The organism is Streptomyces sp. NPDC057638, assembly GCF_042800315.1.
Classification (GTDB): domain Bacteria; phylum Actinomycetota; class Actinomycetes; order Streptomycetales; family Streptomycetaceae; genus Streptomyces.
Genome location: NZ_JBHVHF010000028.1, coordinates 1 through 23191, shown reverse-complemented (window position 1 = coordinate 23191; position 23191 = coordinate 1). Strand labels below are relative to the sequence as shown.

General features: G+C 71.5%; 18 protein-coding genes. 4 read left to right on the top strand and 14 right to left on the bottom strand.

Annotated features, from left to right (window positions below):
• Window positions 1-336: 336 nt before the first annotated feature.
• From ACFVIM_RS06625 to ACFVIM_RS06575, 11 genes are all read right to left on the bottom strand, one after another.
• A complete protein-coding gene (locus tag ACFVIM_RS06625; protein WP_384299385.1) occupies window positions 337-1134 on the bottom strand; it encodes an SDR family NAD(P)-dependent oxidoreductase in 798 nt (265 codons plus the stop codon).
• Window positions 1135-1178: 44 nt separating this feature from the next.
• Window positions 1179-1679: a cupin domain-containing protein gene (locus ACFVIM_RS06620; protein ID WP_384299346.1), complete on the bottom strand. Its 501-nt coding sequence runs from the start codon at window positions 1677-1679 to the stop codon at window positions 1179-1181.
• Window positions 1680-1872: 193 nt separating this feature from the next.
• Window positions 1873-2709 carry an S-methyl-5'-thioadenosine phosphorylase gene (locus ACFVIM_RS06615; RefSeq protein ID WP_384299344.1) on the bottom strand — a complete coding sequence of 279 codons (837 nt, stop codon included), beginning with the start codon at window positions 2707-2709 and terminating at the stop codon, window positions 1873-1875.
• Window positions 2710-3069: 360 nt separating this feature from the next.
• Window positions 3070-4542 (bottom strand): MFS transporter, encoded by a 1473-nt coding sequence (locus ACFVIM_RS06610; RefSeq protein WP_384299341.1) that lies wholly within the window; start codon window positions 4540-4542, stop codon window positions 3070-3072.
• Window positions 4543-4965: 423 nt separating this feature from the next.
• Window positions 4966-6132, bottom strand: coding sequence for a MalY/PatB family protein (locus ACFVIM_RS06605; protein WP_384299339.1), 1167 nt, complete (start codon window positions 6130-6132; stop codon window positions 4966-4968).
• A gap of 165 nt (window positions 6133-6297) precedes the next feature.
• Window positions 6298-7320 carry a class II fructose-bisphosphate aldolase gene (gene fbaA / locus ACFVIM_RS06600; protein WP_384299336.1) on the bottom strand — a complete coding sequence of 341 codons (1023 nt, stop codon included), beginning with the start codon at window positions 7318-7320 and terminating at the stop codon, window positions 6298-6300.
• Between the two features lie 431 nt (window positions 7321-7751).
• The gene (gene pyrE / locus ACFVIM_RS06595) at window positions 7752-8300 is read right to left on the bottom strand and encodes an orotate phosphoribosyltransferase (RefSeq protein WP_384299334.1); all 549 of its coding nucleotides are present in this window, start codon (window positions 8298-8300) and stop codon (window positions 7752-7754) included.
• A 232-nt stretch (window positions 8301-8532) separates the two neighbouring features.
• Window positions 8533-9327 (bottom strand): aldose 1-epimerase, encoded by a 795-nt coding sequence (locus ACFVIM_RS06590; protein WP_384299332.1) that lies wholly within the window; start codon window positions 9325-9327, stop codon window positions 8533-8535.
• A 25-nt stretch (window positions 9328-9352) separates the two neighbouring features.
• The gene (locus ACFVIM_RS06585) at window positions 9353-10624 is read right to left on the bottom strand and encodes an SRPBCC domain-containing protein (protein ID WP_384299330.1); all 1272 of its coding nucleotides are present in this window, start codon (window positions 10622-10624) and stop codon (window positions 9353-9355) included.
• A 116-nt stretch (window positions 10625-10740) separates the two neighbouring features.
• Window positions 10741-12339 carry a polyamine aminopropyltransferase gene (locus ACFVIM_RS06580; RefSeq protein WP_384299327.1) on the bottom strand — a complete coding sequence of 533 codons (1599 nt, stop codon included), beginning with the start codon at window positions 12337-12339 and terminating at the stop codon, window positions 10741-10743.
• A gap of 99 nt (window positions 12340-12438) precedes the next feature.
• The gene (locus ACFVIM_RS06575; RefSeq protein ID WP_384299325.1) at window positions 12439-12990 is read right to left on the bottom strand and encodes a DUF2617 family protein; all 552 of its coding nucleotides are present in this window, start codon (window positions 12988-12990) and stop codon (window positions 12439-12441) included.
• Window positions 12991-14156: 1166 nt separating this feature from the next.
• Here ACFVIM_RS06575 and ACFVIM_RS06570 point away from each other — a divergent pair.
• Both ACFVIM_RS06570 and ACFVIM_RS06565 read left to right on the top strand, forming a co-directional pair.
• Window positions 14157-15341, top strand: coding sequence for a pyridoxal phosphate-dependent aminotransferase (locus tag ACFVIM_RS06570; RefSeq protein ID WP_384299324.1), 1185 nt, complete (start codon window positions 14157-14159; stop codon window positions 15339-15341).
• A 225-nt stretch (window positions 15342-15566) separates the two neighbouring features.
• On the top strand, window positions 15567-16766 hold the full coding sequence (locus ACFVIM_RS06565) for a hypothetical protein (RefSeq protein ID WP_384299322.1): 1200 nt from the start codon (window positions 15567-15569) through the stop codon (window positions 16764-16766).
• A gap of 111 nt (window positions 16767-16877) precedes the next feature.
• Here ACFVIM_RS06565 and ACFVIM_RS06560 read toward each other — a convergent pair whose 3' ends face one another.
• Window positions 16878-17450 carry a YbjN domain-containing protein gene (locus ACFVIM_RS06560; RefSeq protein ID WP_384299319.1) on the bottom strand — a complete coding sequence of 191 codons (573 nt, stop codon included), beginning with the start codon at window positions 17448-17450 and terminating at the stop codon, window positions 16878-16880.
• A 160-nt stretch (window positions 17451-17610) separates the two neighbouring features.
• A complete protein-coding gene (gene clpB, locus ACFVIM_RS06555; RefSeq protein WP_384299316.1) occupies window positions 17611-20199 on the bottom strand; it encodes an ATP-dependent chaperone ClpB in 2589 nt (862 codons plus the stop codon).
• A gap of 156 nt (window positions 20200-20355) precedes the next feature.
• Here clpB and ACFVIM_RS06550 point away from each other — a divergent pair, with 156 nt between their 5' ends.
• Complete coding sequence (locus ACFVIM_RS06550) at window positions 20356-20784, top strand: pyridoxamine 5'-phosphate oxidase family protein (protein ID WP_384299313.1); 429 nt, start codon at window positions 20356-20358, stop codon at window positions 20782-20784.
• A gap of 360 nt (window positions 20785-21144) precedes the next feature.
• Here the strand turns inward: ACFVIM_RS06550 and ACFVIM_RS06545 are convergent, their stop codons facing one another.
• Window positions 21145-21465, bottom strand: coding sequence for a (2Fe-2S)-binding protein (locus tag ACFVIM_RS06545; protein ID WP_384299310.1), 321 nt, complete (start codon window positions 21463-21465; stop codon window positions 21145-21147).
• A gap of 389 nt (window positions 21466-21854) precedes the next feature.
• Between ACFVIM_RS06545 and ACFVIM_RS06540 the strand changes: the two genes are divergently transcribed.
• Complete coding sequence (locus ACFVIM_RS06540; protein WP_384299307.1) at window positions 21855-22838, top strand: helix-turn-helix transcriptional regulator; 984 nt, start codon at window positions 21855-21857, stop codon at window positions 22836-22838.
• Window positions 22839-23191: the final 353 nt, after the last annotated feature.

Below are 23191 nucleotides of genomic sequence, written 5' to 3'. Positions count from 1 at the left end.
CCGTACCCCGCTGTCCCTCGGTGCTGGTCCTGTCAGTGCTGCCGTCTGTGCTGTCCATGGCTCGGCCCACAGTTCTGTCGGTGTGTCGATCGGTGGTTCCGCTGGTGGCTCACCCGCTTGTGGCGCGAGGGGCGCCGACCGTGCCGCCCTCGTGGACGGCCGAGGTCAACCGCCCCCGGACCTAGATCTGTGCCCCCACCCGGAAGGCGGTCGGGGCAGCCGCGGATGAGCTGTCTCCGAGCAGTCTCGGCCCCGGGGCTTTCGGTTTTGCTGCGGCCGGGCTGCGGCCCGGCTGCGCTCCGGCTTCGGTCCGCACCTCCGCCCGTACGGCACGCCTCACCACGTCGGTGCCGCCGACACACCACCGTCCACCACCAGGTCGTGACCGCTCACCCAACGGGCCATGCCCGAAGCGAGGAAGACACACGCGTCACCGATGTCTTCCGCGCGGCCTCGCCGGACCAGCGGGGCGGACCTCTCCCAACGGCGAACACCTTCGGGCCACTGCTCCGAGAGCCCTGGGCGGTCGATCAGTCCGGGCGAGACGGTGTTGACCCGGATGCCGAGGTGGCCGTACTCCAGGGCCGCCGCCCGCGCATGCATGATCAACGCCGCCTTGGACGCGCAGTAGTGGGCGTGCAGCCGCGCGGGCTGGCTGCCTTCGATGGAGGCGATATGGGTGACCGTGCCGCCGCCCTTCGCGCCCATGACACGTGCGGCGGCCTGGGTGCAGGCGAAGGCACCGAGGAGGTTGGTGTCCAGGACATGCCGCCATTCCGCGGCCGTCATCGACGCCAGCCCCAGCACCGGCTGCACCCCCGCGTTGTTGACCAGCGCGGTGAGTCGCCCGGACCACACGGCCGCCCGCTCGACCAAGGCCGCGCAGGCCGTCTCGTCGGTGAGGTCGGCCCCTTCGGTGATGACCTGGTGGCCTCGTGCCCTGAGCTCGTCGCTGAGGCGGGTCGCCGATTCCCGGTCCCGGTGGTAATGCAGGACCACAGCGGCCCCGGCAAGGGCGAACCGTTCCGCGATCCCGCGCCCGATCAGCCCGCTGGCGCCGGTGACGAGCACCGTCTGTCCGCTGAGATCGGGGAGTCCGGCACGGGCGGCGGCTCCCTCGCCGCCTTGCTGCATGTCACCCATGTCGCTTGTCCCGCTCGCGTCCCCAGGTGCCGCGTTCATCGTGCGTTCCTCGCCCGGCACAGTGACCGGATGTGCTTTCGCACCTCCGGGTAGCGCGCGGACAGCTCCTCGGCGTCACCGCCCTCGTAGTCATCGGGGTGGAAACCCGGTGCCATCGTGCACCCCATGAGGGCCCAGTCACCGCCGTCAGCGACGGCACCGCCCATCCAGGTGCCCGCGGGCACGGTGAACTGGACGTACTGGCCGTCGAGTACACCGGGGCCGAGCGCCACCGTGCGCGCGCTGGCGCCGAGGAGGAGCAACTGGACGGGGTCGCCGAGGTAGAAGTGCCAGATCTCGTCGGTGGGCAGACGGTGCAGGGCCGAGAAGTGGTCCCCGTCGGCCGTGAGCAGGACGACGATGGCCGAGCCCGCCGGATGGCCGTCGGGGAGGTCGGGGCCAGCCCAGGTGCGCCGGAAGAGGCCACCTTCTTCAGGCAGCGGTTCCAGTCCGTAGAGGTCGGTCAGTTCCGCGACCGTGGGGTGTGCCGCTCGCATGAGTCCCTTTCCGTCTCGTACCGTCTCCGTCATTCATACGTGCGTACGCCGGGGGCGCACGCCCCGTGCCACCGGATCGGGCGGGAAGCGCGCCCCTGGATGCGCCTACCCGTCGCGCGAACCGGTTCCGGGGGACGCGCAAGGCACATCCGCACCGCTCCGCCCGTCCGGCCCGGACCCGTCCGGAGCGCTGTCAGGGCAGGTCGATACCTGTCTCAACACCGTCCAGCGTGCGGCTGCACAAGCAGTCCCGCTCGGTCGGCAGCCCCTTCACGGCGCCGAAGAGCACCTGCCGCAACCGGCCGACGTTCTCGGCGAACGCTGTGAGCACCTCTTCATGGGTGACGCCTCCACCCACCTCGACCCCGGCGTCATGATCGGTGACCAGAGCCAGTGGCGCGTAACAGAGGCCCAGCTCACGGGCGAGCGGCCCCTCCGGGTAGCCGGTCATGCCCACCACCGACCAGCCCTGCGCGGCGTGCCAGAGAGACTCGGCGCGAGTGGAGAAGCGCGGCCCTTGAACGACGACGAGCGTGCCGCCGTCACGCGGCTCCCAGTCCTCCGCACGCGCCGCCACCAGGGCCGCCTCGCGCGCGACAGGGCAGTACGGATCGGCCATCGAGATATGGACCACGCCAGGCACCTGACCGTCGGGGCGGCGGACGCCGTCGTAGTAGGTCTGCTCACGGCCGTAGGTACGGTCCACGAACTGGTCGGGCACGACCAGGGTGCCCGGTCCCAGCTCCGGCCGGAGACCGCCGACGGCGCAGGGGGCGAGTACCTGGCGTACCCCGGCCGCGCGCAGCGCCCACAGGTTGGCGCGGTAGTTGATGCGGTGCGGAGGAACCGAGTGCGACCGTCCGTGGCGCGGCAGGAACGCGACCTTCCGCCCGGCGATCTCCCCGATCATCAGGGCGTCGCTCGGCGGTCCATAGGGGGTTTCGACCGTCACCTCCGTGATGTCGTCCAGAAAGGAGTAGAAACCCGAGCCGCCGATGATCCCGACCTCGGCCTCAATCACATGCGTCATGTTGTGCCCCCATAGCGCGTGCTGAACGGAGGTGCCTCCGCGTCCTTGCGTTCATCTTGGTCGACACCAGGCCTGAGGGCCGCCGGTACGAGCCATTCCTGCCTGGCGACAACGGCGTGCCGAGGCGGGATGGGCGGGGCGGCGCACGGATCAAGCGACACGGGCGGAGACAGCACGCCACGGGCATGGGGCAGCCGTACCGAAGAGTCGCGCGGTATCCGACCGCAAGCCGATCGCAGGCGAACCGCAAGCGAAGCGAAGGCGCTCGCAGCGGGACCGCAGCCGGACCGCAGATCGAGCGCAACCGTGTAGAGGCAGGCTGAAGCCCATGGAGAACGACGGGTCCGCGACCACGTCGGCTCACTCGTTCCGCTCCCCCGTCTCCAGCGGGGGAGCACCCACCCCGCAGTTCACCCGGCACTCGGGGTGGACCTGAGGATGGCGCGGACGACGGATACCGACGGCCGCGATCACCGCGCCGACCACCAGGATCGCCGCGCACATGGGCATCGCCCGCCCGAAGGTCGCGTCGAACTGCGCGGCCGAGCGGTAAGCCTCCGGGCCCATGCCCGCCAGCAGCGGCAGCGCCGCCACCGCCAGCAGCCCGGCCGCGCGGGCCGCCGCGTTGTTGACCCCGCTGGCGATGCCCGCGCGAGCGGTGTCGACGGAGGCCAGCACGGTGGCGGTCAGCGGGGCCACCAGGGTCACCATGCCCGTACCGAGGACCAGCAACGCAGGTAGGACATCGAGGAGATATGAAGGATGTGGACCCACCCGAACCATCAGCAGCATGCCCAGCGCCGCGAGCAAGGGCCCCACGGTCAGAGGGATCCGGGGCCCGATCCGCTCCGCCAGCGCGCCCGAGCGCGCGGAGAAGAGCAGCATCAGCACGGTCGTGGGCAGCAGAGCGACACCGGCCATCAGAGCCGAGTAGCCCGAGACGACCTGGAGTTGCAGCGCCACGAGGAAGAAAAAGCCGCCGAGCGCCGCGTAGACACACAGGGTCACCAGGTTCACCACGGTGAAGAGCCGCGACTGGAAGAGGGAGAGCGGGAGCATCGGCTCCGGCACGCGCCGCTCGACGAGGACGAAGGCCACACCCGCCAGTATCCCCGCGACCCCGGCCCACCAGGCCGTGTCGATCAGTGCGTAGGTGGTCAGGCCGAGGGTCGCGGCGCCGAGGGCCGCACCGAGGACGTCGAAACGGGCGTGGCCACCGCCAGGGTCGCGGGACTCGGGTACATGACGCAGGGCGATCGGCACACAGAGCGCGGCGAGCGGCACATTGATCAGGAAGACCCAGCGCCATCCGGGGCCGTCGACCAGCCAGCCCCCGACGAACGGTCCGATCGCCGCGCCGATGCCACCGAAGCCGGACCAGAGCCCAACCGCGCGCGACCGGTCGTCCGGGTGAAAGCTCGCCTGGATGATCGCCAGCGATCCCGGAGTGAGCAGCGCACCACCGATGCCCTGGAGGGCGCGGGCGAGGACAAGCAGTTCCCCGGTGGGCGCGATCCCGCAGAGCAGCGAGCCGATGGCGAACCACACCACGCCGAGGACGAAGATGCGGCGGCGGCCATAGCGGTCGCCGAGGGCACCGCCGAGCAGGATCAGGGCGGCGAGGGTGAGGGTGTAGGCGTTGACGATCCACTGAAGGACCGACATATCAACGTCGAGGTCATCGCCGATATGCCGGAGGGCGACGTTGACCACGGTGGAGTCCAGCATGGCCATGCTGGAGCCGAGAACGGTGGTGAGGACGACCCAGCGGCCGGTGGCGCTACGGAGGCGGATGCCGGGGAACCCGGCGGCTTCGAGGTCTCCGGCTGCCATGGAGGTCCGGGACGCCCCGGAGTCTCCGGCGCCGTCGGAGGCCCCGGCGGAGGCGCCGGAAGCAGCGGGACGCGCGGCACGGGGCTCCCCGGGATCGGCACCAGAGCCAGGACCAGCCCACCCACCGGACTCATCAGACCCATCAGATCCGCGCGCCTCGCCGCTCCCCGTGCTGGCACCTTCCGGACGGTCCTCCATACCCGGATCATCGCAGCGCGCCGGGCTTCCGACGACCCGAGCGGCATGGCCAATCCCCGGGCCGTGCCCTCACTCCGTGTGTCCGCGCTCGCCGTCAGCCTCGTTCCCCTGCTCGCTTCCCTTCTCGCCACCAGGCTCGTGTCCGCCTTCGCCACTGGCCTTGTGTCCGCCTTCGCCACTGGACCCGGCGCAGCTCCCGGCGGCACCGCCGAGGCCGCCCACCGCTCACATCAGCCGACGCACCGCCTGTATCAGCGCCTCCACCCCTCGTTCCGCCTTCGGCCTCGGGCACCCGACGTTCAACCGGACATGGCCCTCGCCCTCCGGTCCGTACACCGATCCCGGCATGATCGCCACCCGCTCGCGGTCGATCAGCTCGCGCTGGAGGGCTGCCTCCGGCACCCCGAGCGGACGCAGGTCTATCCAGGCGAGGTAGCCCGCCTGCGGCGGGACCCAGCCCAGCTGAGGAAAAGCGTCGGCGAGGCGCCGCTCCACCATGCGCAGGGTGCCCGTGACATAGGCGTCCAGGGCGCCGAGCCAGTCCGCACCCCGCCGGTACGCGGCGATATGGGCGCTCAGCGAGAGGACGGCCGGAGAGGCGAGCCCCTCAGCGGTCGTCATCCGGCGCAGGAACTCGGCATGGTCGTCCGGGTCGCCGACTATCCCGTACGAGCCGCTGAGTGCGGGAAAGTTGAACGCCTTGCTGGCGGAGGTGATCAGCGCCCAGCGGCCGGAGCCGAACCGGGTCCACGGCAGGTGCCGCAGCCCACCGGCGGTCCCCGGGTGCACGAGATCGGCGTGGATCTCGTCGCTCACCACCGCGACTCCGTGGGTCCGGGCCAGCTCCGCCGTGCGGGTCAGCTCGGCCTCGGTCCACACCCGTCCGGTCGGGTTGTGGGGCGAGCAGAGGACGAGCACCTTGCTGTCCGGACGGGCCAGCTCCACCGCCAGGGCGTCCATATCGCCGACGGGTACCCCCCGCAGCTCACGACCGAGCCCGAGAACGGCTTTGCGGAACCCGTCGTACACAGGAGTGTGGACGACGACCCCGTCACCCGGTTCGGTCCACATCCGCAGCAGTTGGGAGAGCTGGTTGAGCACCGACGGCGCGTAGACGAGCCGGTCGGTGTCGATGGCCGTGTCGTGGCGGAGCGCGAACCAGTCGCGGACGGCGGAGAGGAAGTCCTCGTGCCGCCAGTCGGTGTAGCCGAAGACGCCGTGGTCGATCCGGGACCGCAGCGCGTCCAGCACCTCAGGTGGCGAGGCGAAGTCCATGTCGGAGATGGTGAACGGCAGCAGCCCCGGAGTGCCGAAGCGGTCGGCGACGCCGTCCCACTGCACGGACCAGGTGCCACGCCGGTCGACCGGGGTGTCGAAGTCGTACGCGGCCATCGTGGAGCCTCTCCCTGCTCGGTACCGCTCTGGTGGGGACATGCGGCGGGCCCGGCACGTCCCCTCCACGAGGGAGGAGCCGCACCGGGCCCGTACCGGAACCCGCGGTGCCGGTGTGGCGGTCCCGCGGAACCGCCGTCCCGGTTCCGGGTGCCGCGGAATCGGTTACTTCAGCTTGTTCCCCGCCGAGCGCAGCGAGCCGCACGCCTCGGCGACACGCTGGGCCATGCCGGCCTCGGCGAGCTTGCCCCAGGTGCGGGGGTCGTACGTCTTCTTCGAGCCGACCTCGCCGTCGACCTTCAGGACACCGTCGTAGTTCGAGAACATGTGCCCCACGACCGGACGTGTGAAGGCGTACTGCGTGTCGGTGTCGATGTTCATCTTGACCACACCGTTCTCCAGCGCGGTCGCGATCTCCTCGTCGGTGGAGCCGGAGCCCCCGTGGAAGACGAAGTCGAACGGCGACGTCTTGCCGTAGCGCTCGCCCACACCCTGCTGGAGGTCCTTCAGCAGCTCCGGGCGGAGGACGACGTTGCCCGGCTTGTACACGCCGTGCACATTGCCGAAGGAGGCGGCCAGCAGATAGCGGCCCTTCTCCCCGAGGCCGAGCGCCTCGGCGGTGCGCAGGGCGTCGTCCACGCTGGTGTACAGCTCGTCGTTGATCTCGTGGGTGACGCCATCCTCCTCGCCACCGGTCGGGGTGATCTCGACCTCAAGAATGATCTTGGCGGCGACGGCCTGGGCCAGCAGCTCCTGGGCGATGGACAGGTTGTCGGCCAGGGTCTCGGCGGAGCCGTCCCACATGTGCGACTGGAACAGCGGGTTCTCGCCGCGCGCGACCCGCTCGGCGGAGACGGCGAGCAGCGGGCGGACGAAGCCGTCGAGCTTGTCCTTCGGGCAGTGGTCGGTGTGCAGGGCGACCGTCACGTCGTACTTGCTGGCGACGATGTGCGCGAACTCGGCCAGCGCGACGGCGCCGGTCGCCATGTCCTTGCTGTGCTGGCCACCGAGGAACTCGGCACCACCGGTCGAGATCTGGATGATGCCGTCGCTCTCGGCCTCCGCGAAGCCGCGCAGCGCAGCGTGCAAGGTCTGGGAGGAGGTCACATTGATGGCCGGGTAGGCGAACTTGCCTGCCTTCGCCCGGTCGAGCATCTCGTTGTAGACCTCAGGGGTTGCGATGGGCATCTGTCCGCTCCTTGGGATGTGCGGGTTGCGATATGAAGGCCCTGACCTGGGGGCGACGTCATCGTCGGCCCCCATCTTCGCAGACGCCCGCCAGGACTCCACCCCGCCCGGTCTGTACTGGTACGGGAGGCAACTCCTGATTCACACACTGTGTCCGTTCCAGAACAGACGTGGCTGATACGCCCCGGCCCGGCTCACCCGCCGGGACGCCGCCCTCCATGGCCCACCGGCCCCGGTGCCACAGAGACAGGCCCGGTCCCGGGCGGTGGGCACCCCCCACCGCCCGGGGAACAGCCTGCTCAGCACGGGTGCGAACCGGAGCGCTCAGCGGAACGTTCCGCGGGCTACCACCCTGCGACCACGACCACGACCACGGCCACGACCGTGACCGTGACCGTGACCCACAGACCGGCAGACCGGCAGACCGAGGATCAGGCCAGGCCCAGCTCGGCCAGGGAGTAGGCGTAGAGGTAGGGGACACCAGCCGTGGTGCTGATCTTCTCGCCCGCGCCGGTCGCCCGGTCCACGATGGTGGCCACCGCGACCACCTCGCCCCCGGCCTCCCGCACCGCCTCGACGGCGGTCAGCGGGGAGCCGCCCGTGGTCGAGGTGTCCTCCACCACCAGGCAGCGACGGCCCGCGATGTCGGGGCCCTCCACCCGGCGCTGCATGCCGTGCGCCTTGGCCGCCTTCCGCACCACGAAGGCATCGACCCGGCGGCCGCGCCCGGCGGCCGCGTGCAGGATCGAGGTCGCCACGGGGTCGGCGCCGAGGGTGAGGCCGCCGACGCAGTCATAGTCCAGGTCGGCGGTCAGCTCGCTCATCACCTGGCCGACCAGGGGGGCCGCCGCGCCGTCCAGCGTGATCCGGCGCAGGTCCACGTAGTAGTCGGCCTCACGACCCGAGGAGAGGATCACCTTGCCGTGCACCACGGCCTTGTCCTTGATCTGCTGGAGCAGCTCAGCACGTACGTCACTCATGCCCCTGAGCTTATGCCCCGCATCGGCGAGCACCGCCCCACCCGGGGCGCGCCCGGGGGAAGCCGCGGCGAAGGCCGGGGGAAGCCACTCCTCCCCGGCCCGCCCGGGCCGCTGCCGGATCACCGGCGGTCAGTCCTGCCCGGCACCGATGTCCCGTCGGCTCGCACGCGCCGCGCGCCGACTCCTCCTCGCCGTCCGGGCGGCTCGCACCCGGCTCGCCCTTGGCCGCCGCTCAGAGTCGGCGCCAGGTCCAGGTCGTGGAGGTCTCCAGCGGGTCGATGGGGGTCACGAGCCGGGGGTGGGTGTTGAGCCCGTTCGGCGGCCCGGACTGGGGCTCGACACAGACGGCCTCGTCCTGCTCGTCGTAGACCACGACCCACGCCGCGGGGCTGGTGACCCTCAGCTCCAGCTGTCCGGGCCAGCTCAGGGTCGCGTCCACCCCGTCGGGCATCCCGAAACAGTCGTCCCAGGGGCCGGGGAGCGGGGTGATCCGGTGGCCGGTCGGCAGATGGTCCTCGCCGCGTTCCTCCTGCCAGGCGGCGTCGAAGTCGATCCGTACGTCCTCACCACCGAGGTTCCGCAGGAACCACGGGTGCCAGCCCGCCTGCGCCGGAAACGACTCGTCGTAGGTCTCCACGCCCATCGTGAGCGTCAGGGAGTCCTCCGTCAGCTCGACGGTCTGGGTGACGACTCCGGTATACGGCCAGGGCTCGCCCAGTTCGTAGGTGAAGACCACCGAGGCCGACGTGGTGTGCGCGGTGCGCCAGACGGTGTCCCGGCCGGTGCCGTGGATGGCGTGTGGCGGGGAGTTCAGGGGGAGCTGACGGACCGTCGCCCCGTCGAGGAACCGCCCATCGGCGACTCGTCCGCACCACGGCACCATCGGGAAGCAGCCATACCGCTCACCCTGGCGCAGCAGCTCCGTGCCGCCCACGGCCAGGCTGGTGACCCGGCAGCCGTTGTGCGGATCGACGGTCAACTCGACGTCTCCGGCGACCAGCCGGACGCTCTTCTCGCTGCTACTCACCCCACGACAGTAACCGCCCCCAGGGTCACATGCGGCGCCGTAGGGCCCGGCGCACCACGACGGCCGAGACCAGCGCCAGCGCGGCCGCTGGGGCCAGCCACCGTACGGGGAGGACCGGCCCGCCCTCGTTCGGCGCGGGAGTGGGGGCGTAGCGTCCGCGCGGTGGCGCGTGGTCGACCTCCTCGGCGCTGCGGCCGATCATGGTGCGCCGCGCGTGCGCGGCCTCGCTGGGCGGCTCCCCGGGCAGGGCCCCGAAGGGGTCCGCACCCTGACCACCCTCCCCAACAACCTCATCGGCCCCGTCGTCCACACCATCATCAACGCCGCCATCGACGCCATCGCCATAAGCGTCCGTCAGCCCGGACAGATCCGTGAAGTCGGCGAAATCGGGTTCGTCGCCCAGTTCCCCCTCCTCGAAGTCGGTCTCGGAGTCCGGCCCCAGCGAGGGCGGGGGCACGGGCGTCTCGAACACGGCCCCGCCAGACCGCCGCCCCTCCGCCGAGGAGTCGTCAGGGGCTCCTCCACGCTGCCCCGGCGCCCCGGGGGCCACGGATCCCTCAGCCGCCTGAGGATCCTTCGCCGCCCCGTCCGCCCCGTCCGCCCCCGCCGGCCCCGACGCACCCGTCCCCGGGTCCGTCCCCGGACCGTTCGGCGCACCCGCCCACGTCACGCCCGATACGGAGTCGTCGCCGCCCTCGGCCACACCCCCGTTCCCCATGGTCGGCTCGGCCGTCCCCGCAGCCGTCTCCTCGGTCGCCGCGGGCTCGTCCTCGCCGACCAGGCCCCGTCGCTCGGCGTCGGCCACACTGACCGGACCAGGGGCCTCCGCCGTGGCGTCAGGGGCCGGGGAGGCTTCGATCGCCACCTCCGCGAGCCGTGCGGCACAGCGGTCCAGCAGGCGGCGCGCGGTCTGCCCGGCGACGCCCTCCGGCAGCCCGGCCAGCCTGCCCGCCGCCTGCACCACCCCGTTGAGCAGCAGCTTCGTACCATGCTTGGCATCATCCGCCGACGGAATCGGACGGATCTTCAGGGAGCAGCTCACCGAGCCACCACCACGCGCCTCCGCGCCCTCACCGGTGACCGTGAAGCCCTCACCGTCCTCGACCACGTCGAGGGTGCCCCGGTAGGTGATGGAGTGGTTTCCGGCACGGACCTTGAGCCGTCCGGTCAGGGGTCCGTCCGCCGCGTCGGCGGCGTCCCGCTGAAGGCCCGGTACGCAGCGGGCCAGCCGCACACGGTCGCGCAGCACCTCTCGTACGGCCTCAACCGGAACCGGAACAAACACCTCGTGGTCCATGGAAACCGAGCCTACCCAGCGGTGCCACGGACGTCTGCCTTTCGTCCGGCGCCTTGCCACCCGCCGGGGCCGCCCCGCCGGATCCCACGCCCCGGCGACGGCGCCCGCGCCCGCGCTCAGTCCCCGTACCTCGGATGGACCAGGGTCGACGGCGGCAGACCGGACAGCCGGGTCCGTTCGGCGTCCCAGCCATCCGTGGCGAGCGAGGCGCGGGTGAGCGAGCGCAGCGCGGGCGCGGCGGGGTCGAGGCCGAGCGGCGGGGGCTCCCCGGGCGCGGCGAGCAGAAATCCCCAGTCACCAGGCGACGGCGCGGTGCGGGCGGGCCGGTCGGCACCGTCCACGAACCCCGGGAGCCTCCCGGTGGCGCGGTAGGGGGTGGTCGCGAGCCCGGCGGCGCGCAGGGTGGCGTCGACGGTCCAGTACGTCTGGGTACGGGAGGCGAGTGGCCCCGCGTGGACGACGATCCGGCCGCCGTCGGCGACCACCCGGGTGAGCAGCCCGTAGAACTCCAGTGAGTAGAGCTTGGCGCTCAGGCTCAGTCCCGGGTCCGGCAGGTCCAGGATCACCACGTCATGGCCGGGGCGCGGGGAGCGCAGCCAGTCGAACACGTCGCCGGTGGCCACGCGTAGCCGGGGGTCGGTGAGCGCCCGTTCGTTGAGCGCGGCGAGCGCGGGGTCGGTACGGGCGAGGCGGACCACGCCGGGGTCCCCTTCGACGACGGTCACCGAGGCGACACCGGGATAGCGGAGCACCTCGCGGGCGGCCAGCCCGGTGCCCCCGCCGAGGATGAGGACCCGCCCGTGCCGACCGAGCATCGCGGGGTGGACCAGGGCCTCGTGATAGCGGTGCTCGTCCCGTTCGCTCACCCTCAGCCGCCCGTCGAGGAAGAGGTCGAGCGGGCCGCCGGGCGGGCCGGTGAGGACCACCTCCTGGGTGTCGGTGCGGACGGCGACCCGCACCTGGTCGCCGTAGACCGCGCGGCGGGCGGCGGCCTCGAAGTGGTCCACCAGCGCGGCCGCGGTGCCCAGCAGCGCCAGCACGGTCAGATTGGCCACCAGCAGGAGCAGCCGTGACCTCGGCCGCAGATCGTGCCGGAAGAGCCAGAGCACCAGTGAGCCGCCGACAAGGGCGTTGACCGCGCCCGTCACCAGCCCGCTGGTGAGCTGCCCCAGCCAGGGCAGCAGCAGGAACGGGAAGGCGAGCCCGCCGACGAGCGCCCCGACGTAGTCGGCGGCGAACAGGTCGGCGACCGTGCCCTCCGCGTCGCGCCGTGAGATCCGCTGGATCAGCGACATCAGCAGCGGGATCTCGGCGCCGATGAGGACGCCGATGGCGAGCGAGAACGCGACCAGGACCAGCCGGGAGCCACCGGTCCACGCGAACGACGCGTACAGCACCATCGCCGAGGTGCCGCCGACCAGCGCCAGCGCCAGCTCCAGCAGTCCGAAGCCGACGGCGGCGCGGCAGCGCAGGCGTTTGGCGAGCAGGGAGCCGACACCCATGGCGAAGACCATCAGCGACAGCACCACGGACGCCTGGGTGACGGAGTCGCCGCTCAGATAGGAGGCGAGGGCGACCAGCTCCAGTTCGTAGACCAGACCGCAGGCGGCGCAGACGAACACCGTCACCAGGATGAGATTGCGGCCCGCCGCGGGTCGCACCGGCAGGTGTACCGGTCCCTTGGGCGGTGACAACTGCGGGTGCTGGTCAATCATGCAGTAACGCTACGTCACACCCCCCATGCGGCCGGTCACCCACACGTGTGCACCTGCCCCCTGGTGAACCCCTTTGGAGCCCGCCCGGCGGGCGCGGGGCTACGACAGCGCGGCGGTGCGTGACCGCCCGGCGCGCGAGCCGTCGGAGACGGCGCCCACCCGTGTGCGCGTCACCACGAGTCGGCCTTCCTGCGGGTAGGCGTGCCAGGTGCGCCACCGCACCTGCCCCTCGTGGCCGCGCTGGGCCATCATCGCCGTGAAGGCGTGCGGGGAGCCGGGGAACGTCCCGGCCAGCGAGTGGGGGTGGTCGGCGACCAGGGCGAGCAGCTCCTGGGCCCGCCCGGCGAAGGAGCCCTCGGAGAGCGTCTCGACGCGGGCGGCGAACTCGTACTCCCAGTCACCGACGCGCTTGGCGACGCCGAGCGGGAGCGGTGTGCTGCTCCCGGGCATACAGGCGACGGTCTCGGAGCACCTGCCGCGGCGTTCCTCCAGCAGCACTTGGTGGGAGGCGCCGAGCAGCCTCAACTGGAGCTTGGCTCCGGACAGTTCGAGATCGAGGACGGCCAGGGCGGGCAGCGGCTCCCGACCGAGCGCCCAGGCGAGGTCGTCGGCACGGGTGTCGGTATACGCGGTCTTGAGGGTCGTGAGCATGGGTCGGCTCCGCAACACGCTTCGGCGGTGGACGGACACGTGGACCTGAAGAGTGCGCCCCTGAGCGGGAGGTGGGGGGAAGGTGGGGGACCGCGGCTCGGGGCCGGTAGGGCCGGCTTGAGCGCTGGTTGGTTCCAACAGGTTCCGTCAGCGACTGAATCATGAAGTACGCGGCGCTCACAGCGTTTTTACCCAACTTGAAGGGGTTTCCATCCGCTAGGGGGCCTTGCGGTTCAACTGTTCAACAACTTCGGGCGCCCTGCGTGCGCCGGGGTAAACACTCCACCTGGCACACACCGCCCATGCCTCCTCTCACGCCTCCCCCGGCCACCCGCGGACGACCGCCGTCGCACGCCCGCGGACCGCCCCACAGGTGCCGGACACCCGCCCTCGGCCACGGAGGGGCGCGCCCCGCGCGCGAGCCCACCACGCGCCCCCAGGCCCCGGCCACCGCACCGCAGCGGGCCGACCCACCACACCCCCGCGCCCCTGACCACCGCACCGCCAGGAGCCCCCATGCGCGGCGGACCCGCAGCCGCCGACAGAGCCCCGGCAAGAACCTCTGGCCGCCACGAGCCCCCGCCAAAGCACCACCGACAGAGCGAGGACCCCCCGACAGGGGCCGTCGCCCACGCCTCGGAGGCACCAGCCCCGCACACCGCGGAGCGCGCCCCCCTGCGCTATTCCGCAGGAGCGCGCGCTCGCGTCGCGCACCGGCCGGGCCGGGCGGACCAGCTACCCCGTGTCAGCTGCCTCCGCCGCCACACCCCCCGCCCCCGCCGCCACACGACGACCCACCGGACGAGCACGACGATCCACCCGACGAACCACCGTCACCGGCCCACCAGCCGCCACTGCCGCTGTGGCTGCCACCGCCGCCCGTACCGCTCCAGGCCCCCGCCTGCCGCTTCCGGCCAACCCCCGACCGTCGGCGCATCAGCCCCAGCAGGGTGGCCACCAGCACGAACGGCACCACGAACGCGACGATCACAAAAGCTGTCATCATCGGCACCCCCTTTGTTTCCTCGTACTGTCCTCTCCCGGGGCGGGTCCGTGCGCCGTCGCGCGGCCTCTCGCCCCTTCCGGACGCTCTCGTGTGGGGGAGGGATCCCCCGGCCGTACGACCGCCAAAGCCGACTTGAGCAACTCCAGAGGTTCGCCCGAGGATGACCACCATGACGACCACGGAGAACCGGCCCCCGCTCAACCGGCGCCTCGCCGAGTTCGGCACCACGATCTTCGCCGAGATGTCGGCGCTCGCCGCGCGGACCGGCTCGATCAACCTCGGGCAGGGCTTCCCCGACACCGACGGGCCCGAGGAGGTACGGGAGGCCGCCGTACGGGCGCTGCGCGACGGACGGGGCAACCAGTACCCGCCCGGCCCTGGCGTCCCGGAGCTGCGCACCGCCGTCGCCGACCACCAGGCCCACCACTACGACCTGCGGTTCGACCCCGACACCGAGGTACTGGTGACGACGGGCGCCACCGAGGCCATCGCGGCCTCGCTGCTGGCGCTGCTGGAACCCGGCGACGAGGTCATCGCCCTGGAGCCCTACTACGACTCGTACGCCGCGTGCATCGCGATGGCGGGCGGCCGCCGGATCCCGGTCACCCTGCGTCCCCGGGACGGCGCCTACCGGCTCGACCTCGACGAGCTGCGGGACGCGGTGACCGACCGCACCCGGCTGATCCTGCTGAACACCCCGCACAACCCCACCGGCACGGTCCTGACCCGCGACGAACTCGCCGCCATCGCCGCGCTCGCCGTCGAGCGCGATCTGCTGGTGATCACGGACGAGGTCTACGAGCACCTCGTCTTCGAGGGCGAGCACGTGCCGATCGCGACCTTCCCGGGGATGCGGGAGCGCACGGTCACCATCGGCTCGGCGGGCAAGACGTACGCGTTCACCGGCTGGAAGGTCGGCTGGGTGACCGCCGCCCCGGAGCTGGTCACGGCGGTCCGCTCGGCCAAGCAGTTCCTGACCTATGTGTCGGCGGGCCCCTTCCAGTACGCCATCGCCGAGGCGCTGCGCCTGCCCGACAGCTACTACGACGGCCTGCGCGCCACCCTCCGCGCGGGACGCGACCTGCTGACGGCGGGCCTCGCCGACGCCGGGTTCACCGTCTACCGGCCCGCGGGCACCTACTTCGTCACCACCGACATCCGCGGTCTCGGCGAGAGCGACGGCTTCGCGTTCTGCCGCGCCCTGCCCGAGCGCTGCGGGGTGGTCGCCATCCCCAACGCCGTCTTCTACGACCACCGCGAGGAGGGCGCGCCCTTCGTCCGCTTCGCCTTCTGCAAGCGGCCCGAGGTCCTCCAGGAGGCCGTCTCCCGGCTGCGCCGCCTCTGACCCGTACCGCCCGTCGCGTACGAGGGTGCCGCGCGGTAACGGGTCAGAGGCGGCACCCTCGTACGCGCCTCCAAAGAGCCGCGCCACGCCGCCACACGGCGGTATGGCGGGGCGGAGGCCGTTCAGCCGACCGGGTGGGAAGCGGAGGGAAAGTGGCCCCGTCGGGCGCACAGCGCTCGCGCGGGCGACCCCTGCGCCTGATGGTCGTTCAGGAGAACGACCCGTGTGTGCCGGAGGTGCCCCCTGTCCGCCGAGACCTTCGAGGAAACAGACGAGGCAGCGGCGGCGGACACCCGGTCCGGGTCACGGTGGCGCGCCGCCCTGGCGCGCGCCGCTCCGGCGCTCGGGCTCTTCGCGGCGGCACGGCTGACCGGGCTGCTGGTGATGGCCTGCTGGTCCTGGCACATCAAGCGCCCCCCGCGCCGCACCCTGGCCCGTTCCTGGGACTCCGACTGGTACATGCTGATCGCCGAGCACGGCTACGGGCGCGTGCTGCGCTGGCCGGACGGAGCCGTCCAGAGCGATCTGGCGTTCTTCCCGCTCTATCCCGGGCTCATCCGGACGGTCACCCACGCCCTCCCCATCACCAGCGGCACGGCGGGACTGCTGCTCTCCTGGACCGCGGCCGGGGCGGCGGCCTGGGGTGTCTACGCGGTCGGCGAGCGGCTCCATGGACGGCGGGTGGCGACCGTCCTGGTGGTGCTCTGGGGGCTGCTGCCGCACGCGATCGTGCTCTCCATGGCCTACACCGAGCCCGTGTGCACCGCTCTGGCGGCCTGGTCCCTCTACGCGGTCCTCACCCACCGCTGGCTGTGCGCGGGCCTCCTGGCGGCGCTGGCGGGCTTGGCGCGCCCCAATGGGGTCGCGGTGGCGGCGGCAGTGGTCGTCGTGGCCCTCTGCACGCTGCTACGGCGGCGCGAACGCCGCCCCCTGCGTCTCGTGGCGGGCGCGGCACTGGCCCCCGCGGGCTGGTGCGGCTATGTGCTGTACGTAGGGGCGCGCGAAGGCGACCTCCTCGGCGGCTACTTCTCCGTCCAGCGGGGCTGGACCTCCACCTTCGACCTCGGCGCGGGGTCGCTGCGCGTGGTGCGCGACATCGTGCTGCGGCCCGCGGCGCTGCCCCTGGTGGTCGCGCTGACGATCGTGGTGGTCTCGATGGCCCTCTTCGCGCTGCTGGCGCTGGACCGGCCGCCGCTCGCGCTGCTCGTCTACACCGGGGTCCTGGTGCTGATCACCGTCGGCGGCTCGGGCTTCTTCGAGTCCAAGCCCCGTTTCCTGCTGCCCGCCTTCCCGCTGCTGCTGCCGGCGGCGCGGGCCCTGGCACGGGCCCGGCCAGGCACGGTGGCCGTGGTGACCACCGCCCTGGCCGGGCTCTCGTTCGCCTATGGGACGTATCTGCTGACGCTGTCCCCGATGGCGTTGTGACGCGTCACGGCACCAGGACACCGGACCCGGGTCGCGGCACCGGCCGGGATCCCGCGATGCCGCGCCGCGCCGGCACGCCAGCGCCTCGACGTACCTCAGCGGGAGGGCGCGTCAGGCGTCCTCGGCCGCCTTCTCCACGCCCGACGCGTCGTCGGCGCCCTCGGCGCCTTCCGTGCCCTCTGCGGGCTTCAGGCCGAGCTGCTCGACCAGCCACGCGTCGAACTCCATGGCGGCGCGCACCCAGCTCACGGTGGAGGAGACGAAGTGCTCCAGGCTCACACCGGTGCCGATGAGCATCTGCGCCTCACCGATGAGACGGATGGTGGCGGGCTCGCCCTCCTCCTCGTGGAGGTGGGTGTACACCTTCGGCCACAGGGTGCGGCGGTTCCAGTCGTCGATGGCGTCGAGGACCTTCGGGCGGTCCTCGACGGCCAGCGGACGGTCGTAGAACGTCCGGACCGAGAAGACCTGCTGCTCGGCCTCGCCGCGGAACATGAAGTAGGTGCGGAACTCCTCCCACGGAGCGGCGAGGTCACCCTCGTCGTCCACCACGTACTTGAGCTCCATCTGGTCGAGGAGCTGCTTCACCAGGTCCTGGTCGGGAACGACGGGGCCCGCCGGTCCTGTGGCCTGCTGCGGCTGGGGGCCCCCGAAGTTCGGAATCGAGGACGGATCGATGGTCACCGTGGATGTCCCTTCGTACGGATGCGGCCATCCTCCCCCATCACGGTCCGGAAGTGGCAACCACACCCCTGTTCCGTTCCGGCCCGTTCCCGGGCGGGCCCCACCCCGCCCGCGTCCCACCCACGACGGGCGCGGGTGGGACGCGAGCGGGGCGCGGCGGTCAGGCCGGGACGGGCCCCACGATCAGCCCGTCCTCGAAACGGTCCACCCGGACCGTGTCCCCGTCCTTGACCTCACCCGAGAGGATCTCCTTCGCCAGCCGGTCCCCGATCGCCGTCTGGATCAGGCGGCGCAGCGGCCGCGCGCCGTACGCGGGGTCGTTCCCCTCGTCCGCGAGCCACTCCAGCGCCTCGTCCGTGACCTCCAGGGCGAGCCGCCGATCGGCCAGCCGCTTCGCCAGCCGGTTGATCTGGAGCCGCGCGATCCGCCCCAGCTCGTCCTTGGTGAGCGCGGAGAAGACGACCAGATCGTCCAGCCGGTTGAGGAACTCGGGCTTGAAGGAGGCCCGTACCACCTCCAGGACCTGCTGCTTCTTCTCCTCGTCGCTGGTGAGCGGCTCCACCAGATACTGACTGCCGAGGTTGGAGGTCAGGATGAGGATGGTGTTACGGAAGTCGACCGTACGGCCCTGGCCATCGGTGAGACGGCCGTCGTCCAGCACCTGGAGCAGGATGTCGAAGACCTCCGGATGGGCCTTCTCCACCTCGTCCAGCAGCACAACGCTGTACGGGCGGCGGCGCACCGCCTCCGTGAGCTGTCCGCCCTCCTCGTACCCGACGTAGCCGGGGGGAGCGCCGACCAGCCGGGCCACGCTGTGCTTCTCGCTGTACTCCGACATGTCGATCCGGACCATCGCCCGCTCGTCGTCGAAGAGGAAGTCCGCCAGCGCCTTGGCCAGCTCGGTCTTGCCGACGCCGGTCGGGCCGAGGAAGAGGAAGGAACCGGTGGGGCGGTCGGGGTCGGCGATGCCCGCGCGGGTGCGCCGGACCGCGTCCGCGACCGCGCGCACCGCCTCGCCCTGGCCGATCAGCCGCCGGCCCAGCTCGTCCTCCATCCGCAGCAGCTTCTGGGTCTCGCCCTCCAGCAGCCGCCCGGCCGGGATCCCGGTCCAGGAGCCGACCACGTCCGCGATGTCGTCCGGGCCGACCTCCTCCTTGACCATCGTGTCGGTACGGGCCTCGGCCTCCGCCTCGGACGCCTCCGCCAGCTCCCGCTCCAACGCCGGGATCTCCCCGTACAGCAGCTTGGAGGCGGCGTCGAAGTCTCCGTCGCGCTGGGCGCGTTCGGCCTGGCCGCGCAGCTCGTCGAGGCGCTCCTTCAGCTCGCCGACCCGGTTGAGGCCCTGCTTCTCCTTCTCCCAGCGCGCGGTGAGCCCGCGCAGCTCCTCCTCCCGGTCAGCGAGATCGCGGCGGAGCTTCTCCAGCCGCTGCCGGGAGGCGGGGTCGGTCTCGTTCTTGAGCGCCAGCTCCTCCATCATCAGCCGGTCGACGGAGCGCTGGAGCTCGTCGATCTCGACCGGCGAGGAGTCGATCTCCATCCGCAGCCGGGAGGCGGCCTCGTCCACCAGGTCGATCGCCTTGTCGGGCAGGAAGCGCGAGGTGATGTAGCGGTCGGAGAGGGTGGCGGCGGCCACCAGCGCGGAGTCGGCGATCTGGACCTTGTGGTGCGCCTCGTACCGCCCCTTGAGACCGCGCAGGATGGCGATGGTGTCCTCGACGGACGGCTCGGCGACCAGCACCTGCTGGAAACGGCGCTCCAGCGCCGGGTCCTTCTCGATCCGCTCGCGGTACTCGTCGAGCGTGGTCGCGCCGACCATGCGCAGCTCGCCCCGGGCGAGCATCGGCTTCAGCATGTTGCCCGCGTCCATCGCGGAGTCGCCGCCCGCGCCCGCGCCGACGACCGTGTGCAGTTCGTCGATGAAGGTGACGATCTGGCCGTCGCTCTCCTTGATCTCGGAGAGTACGGTCTTGAGCCGCTCCTCGAACTCACCCCGGTACTTCGCGCCCGCGACCATGGCGCCGAGGTCCAGCGAGACCAGCCGCTTGTCCCGCAGGGACTCCGGTACATCCCCCTTGACGATCCGCTGGGCGAGTCCCTCGACCACGGCGGTCTTGCCGACGCCGGGCTCACCGATGAGGACGGGGTTGTTCTTCGTACGGCGGGAGAGGACCTGGACCACCCGGCGGATCTCCTGGTCCCGCCCGATGACGGGGTCGAGCTTGCCCTCGCGGGCGGCGGCGGTGAAGTCGGTGCCGAACTTCTCCAGCGCCTTGTACTGCCCCTCGGGGTCGGCGGTGGTCACCCGGCGGGTGCCCCGGACGCCCTGGAACGCCTCCAGCAGCTTCTTGGCGGTGGCCCCCTGCCCGGAGAGCACCTCGGCGGCGGGGCCACCCTTCTCGGCGAGGCCGATCAGCAGGTGCTCGGTGGAGAGGTACTCGTCGCCGAGCTTCCTGGCACGCTCGGAGGCGTCCGCTATGACGGCGAGGAAGTCGCGGTTGGGCTGCGGCGGTGCGACGGTGGAGCCCGTGACACTGGGCTGCGCGGCGAGCACCCGTTCGGCACCTGACCGCAGGGCGGCCTGGTCGGCGCCGACGGCGGCCAGCAGATCCACGATGTTCTCGTTGTCCTGACCGGTCAGAAGCGCGAACAGCAGATGGGCGGGGGTGAGATCGGGGTGTCCTGCGGACACCGCGCGACTGGTGGCGGCGTTGATCGCGTCCCGGCTCTTGTTGGTCAGCTCGGCGTCCACGTGCGGTTTCTCCTCCTAGCTGGGTGTTTCTCGCAGGCGAGCGAGGGCCTCTCTCCACACTGACTCAGTCAACCTGCATAAAGTTGAGTCTATTCCACTCAACCCGGATTGGCCATCCGACGGGGCCGCCCGGCAGTGAGGCCCTAGGCTGGCGCCATGGCCTTGGACCTGCGGAATCTTCCCCTCGACTACCTGGCGTTCTGGCGCGAGCGCCATGTGTGCACGCTGACCACACTCCGCCCGGACGGCAGTCCTCATGTGGTGCCGGTGGGGGTGACCTTCGACCCGGAGGCCGGTCTCGCGCGCGTCATCACCGGCAAGTCCAGCCGCAAGGTGCGCAATGTGCTGGAGTCCGCGGATCCGCTCGGGCCGCGGGTCGCCGTCTGCCAGCTGGAGCGCGCCAGCTGGGCGACGCTGGAGGGCCGGGCTCGGATCCGTACCGAACCGGAGCGGGTCGCCGACGCCGTACGCCGCTACGCGGAGCGGTACGAACGCGTACCGCGCGAGAACCCCGAGCGGGTGGTCATCGAGATCACCGTCACCCGCGCCCTCGGCTCCGTACGGCCCCTGCCTCCCGCGGCCTGAGGGCGCGCCGGCGCACACCCATCGGAGGAGCGGCGCACACGAGCCGGTCCATGACGGCGCGCGCCCGCGGACACACACGGCGCGTACCTGGGCGGCGCGGACCGGCGCGCGACCGGGACGGGCGGCCGGAAGAACCCGCGGCACGGCGGGGGCGAGCGGTCACGGCGGAGACACACGGGGAAGGGCGGACACCTGGGGTACCCGGGACACCCGAGACGCCTGTGACACCCGGGTGGGGAGAGGCTGCGGCGAAAGCGGCAAGGGCGGGGAAAGCACAGCGGCGCCATCGCGTTTCAGGTCCGCGATGACGCCGCTGTGTGGGGGAAGCACCTGAGCGACTTGGAACGACGGGGGAATCGCTCAGGCACTGCGGGGGGTGGCGGTGATGGAATCGGGCTCGACCATCTGGTGGTCGCGCTGGTCGAGGTTGACAAAAATCATTCCGTACCGGATGGCGCAACGGACTGGCTGTGGCGCCCCTCGCGGCCGACGGAGGCACCGGTAGGCGCGGACGTCCTCGTCCTCTTCGCGCGCCACGACGATCGGCTCGCCGAACAGGGTGACCATCAACGAGTCGCCACGGTGGGGGATTGCCGTGACGAGGTCGATGAAATGCCACCCCGAGCGGTAGGCCGTGGCCATCTCACGCCGGAAGACCCGGTCGTCCGGTGGAACGGTCATGCTTCTGCGCTATCGCGCGGAGGGACAACACCCCAGGAGGGTTCGCCAGGCGTGGTCGGAACCGACGCCGGGTTCACGCCACCCCAGGAAGGCTCCCCGGTGGCCTCCTGTGGGCCCGAAACGCCCCACGAAGGCTCGCCCGTGGACGCCGCCACTGTCTCGACGGGAGTGCCACCACCCCAAGAGGGCTCGCCGGATGCCACCGCGCCTAGCGCGGCCGCCGCTATGGCAAGAGCACAAAGAGCACGTAGCGTCCTAGACATGGGTGATCTCCACCTCTTTTGATCATTCCTCCTCCCCCGCGCATAAGACGATGTCTCACTCCGAACGCTTGCACCAGCGACGGCAGGCATCATGTTCCTGTAATGCAGGAACATGAGGGGGTGCATATGACGTCTAATGAGGGCGAATCCGGACACCCTCACGCGGACGGCGAACTGTGCGAGGCGGGGAAAAGTCTTTACATCGCCGCCCTGCGTACCGGTCGTATCGCCCGGTCCGAAGCGGAACCCACACCATGTCTCTTCGATCTCGCCCTGCTCCACCGGGATCCTGACGACCCTCAGTGGCTGCGTCCCGTCCCACCGACCACCGCGCTGACGCAGCTCATACACCCCATCGAGCGGGAGATCCAGGAGAGGAGACGGCGTACGGTCGCCCTGACCGACGCTCTTGAGCCATTCATGGCGTACACGGCCCAGAATTCCACGGTCCCGCAGGGGATAACCGTCCTGGAGGGCCTCAACCGCATCAACACAACACTCGATCAAGTCACCGCGGACTGCACCGAGGAGCTGCTCACCGTGCAGCCGGGCAGCGGACGGCAGCCGCACATCCTGGAGAAGGCGCTGCGCCGGGTCGAGCCGCTGATCGAGCGCGGCGTACGGATGCGCACGCTCTACCAGCACACCGCGCGGCACCACCCGACCACGCTCGCCTACATGGAGCGGGTCGGTCCGGCCGGGGTCGAGGTCCGCACCCTGGAAGAGATAATCGACCGCCTGATCATCGTCGACCGCAAGGTCGCCTTCATCCCGGCGAGCAGTGACCGGCTCTCCGCGCTGGAGCTGCGGCACAAGGGGATCGTCGAGTATCTCGTGGGCGTCTTCGAACAGTTCTGGCTCCATGGACTGCCCTGGGAGGAGCCGCTGTCCTACGGTCCCGACCTGGACGGGGTGACCGGGGTACAGCGCTCCATCGCCAAGCTCCTGGTGGAGGGGCATGTCGACGAGGCCATCGCCCGGCGGCTGGGGATGAACGTCCGCACCTGCCGGGCCCATATCGCCAAACTCGGCTCCTCGCTGGGCAGCGGCAGCCGCACCCAACTGGGCTATCTCATCGCACAGTCGAGGATCCTGGAGCACGACTCCTGAGAGACGCGCGGGGACACGGGGACACGCGGCCCCGAACGCGACAGCACGACAGCACGGCACGGGCACGGGGAGACCACGGGGAACGGGGGAAGCGCGGCGACGGGCACCGACGGGGCCACGGAGAGCGGCACGAGAAGGCGGGGCCGGCGGGCACACCGGGATCACCGCCCGCGCACGGGATGTCGCGGAACCGTCGCGCGCACCCACCGCAGACGGCCCCGGTGGACAACCGCGTCAGGCGACGAGCCGATCGGCACCACGACACGACATGGGGCGGGGCAGCGGCCTGACACACGTCGACGGAGCGATTGCGCACGCGAAGCGGTGGGGTCGCCCGCCCCCGGTTCCGGGGG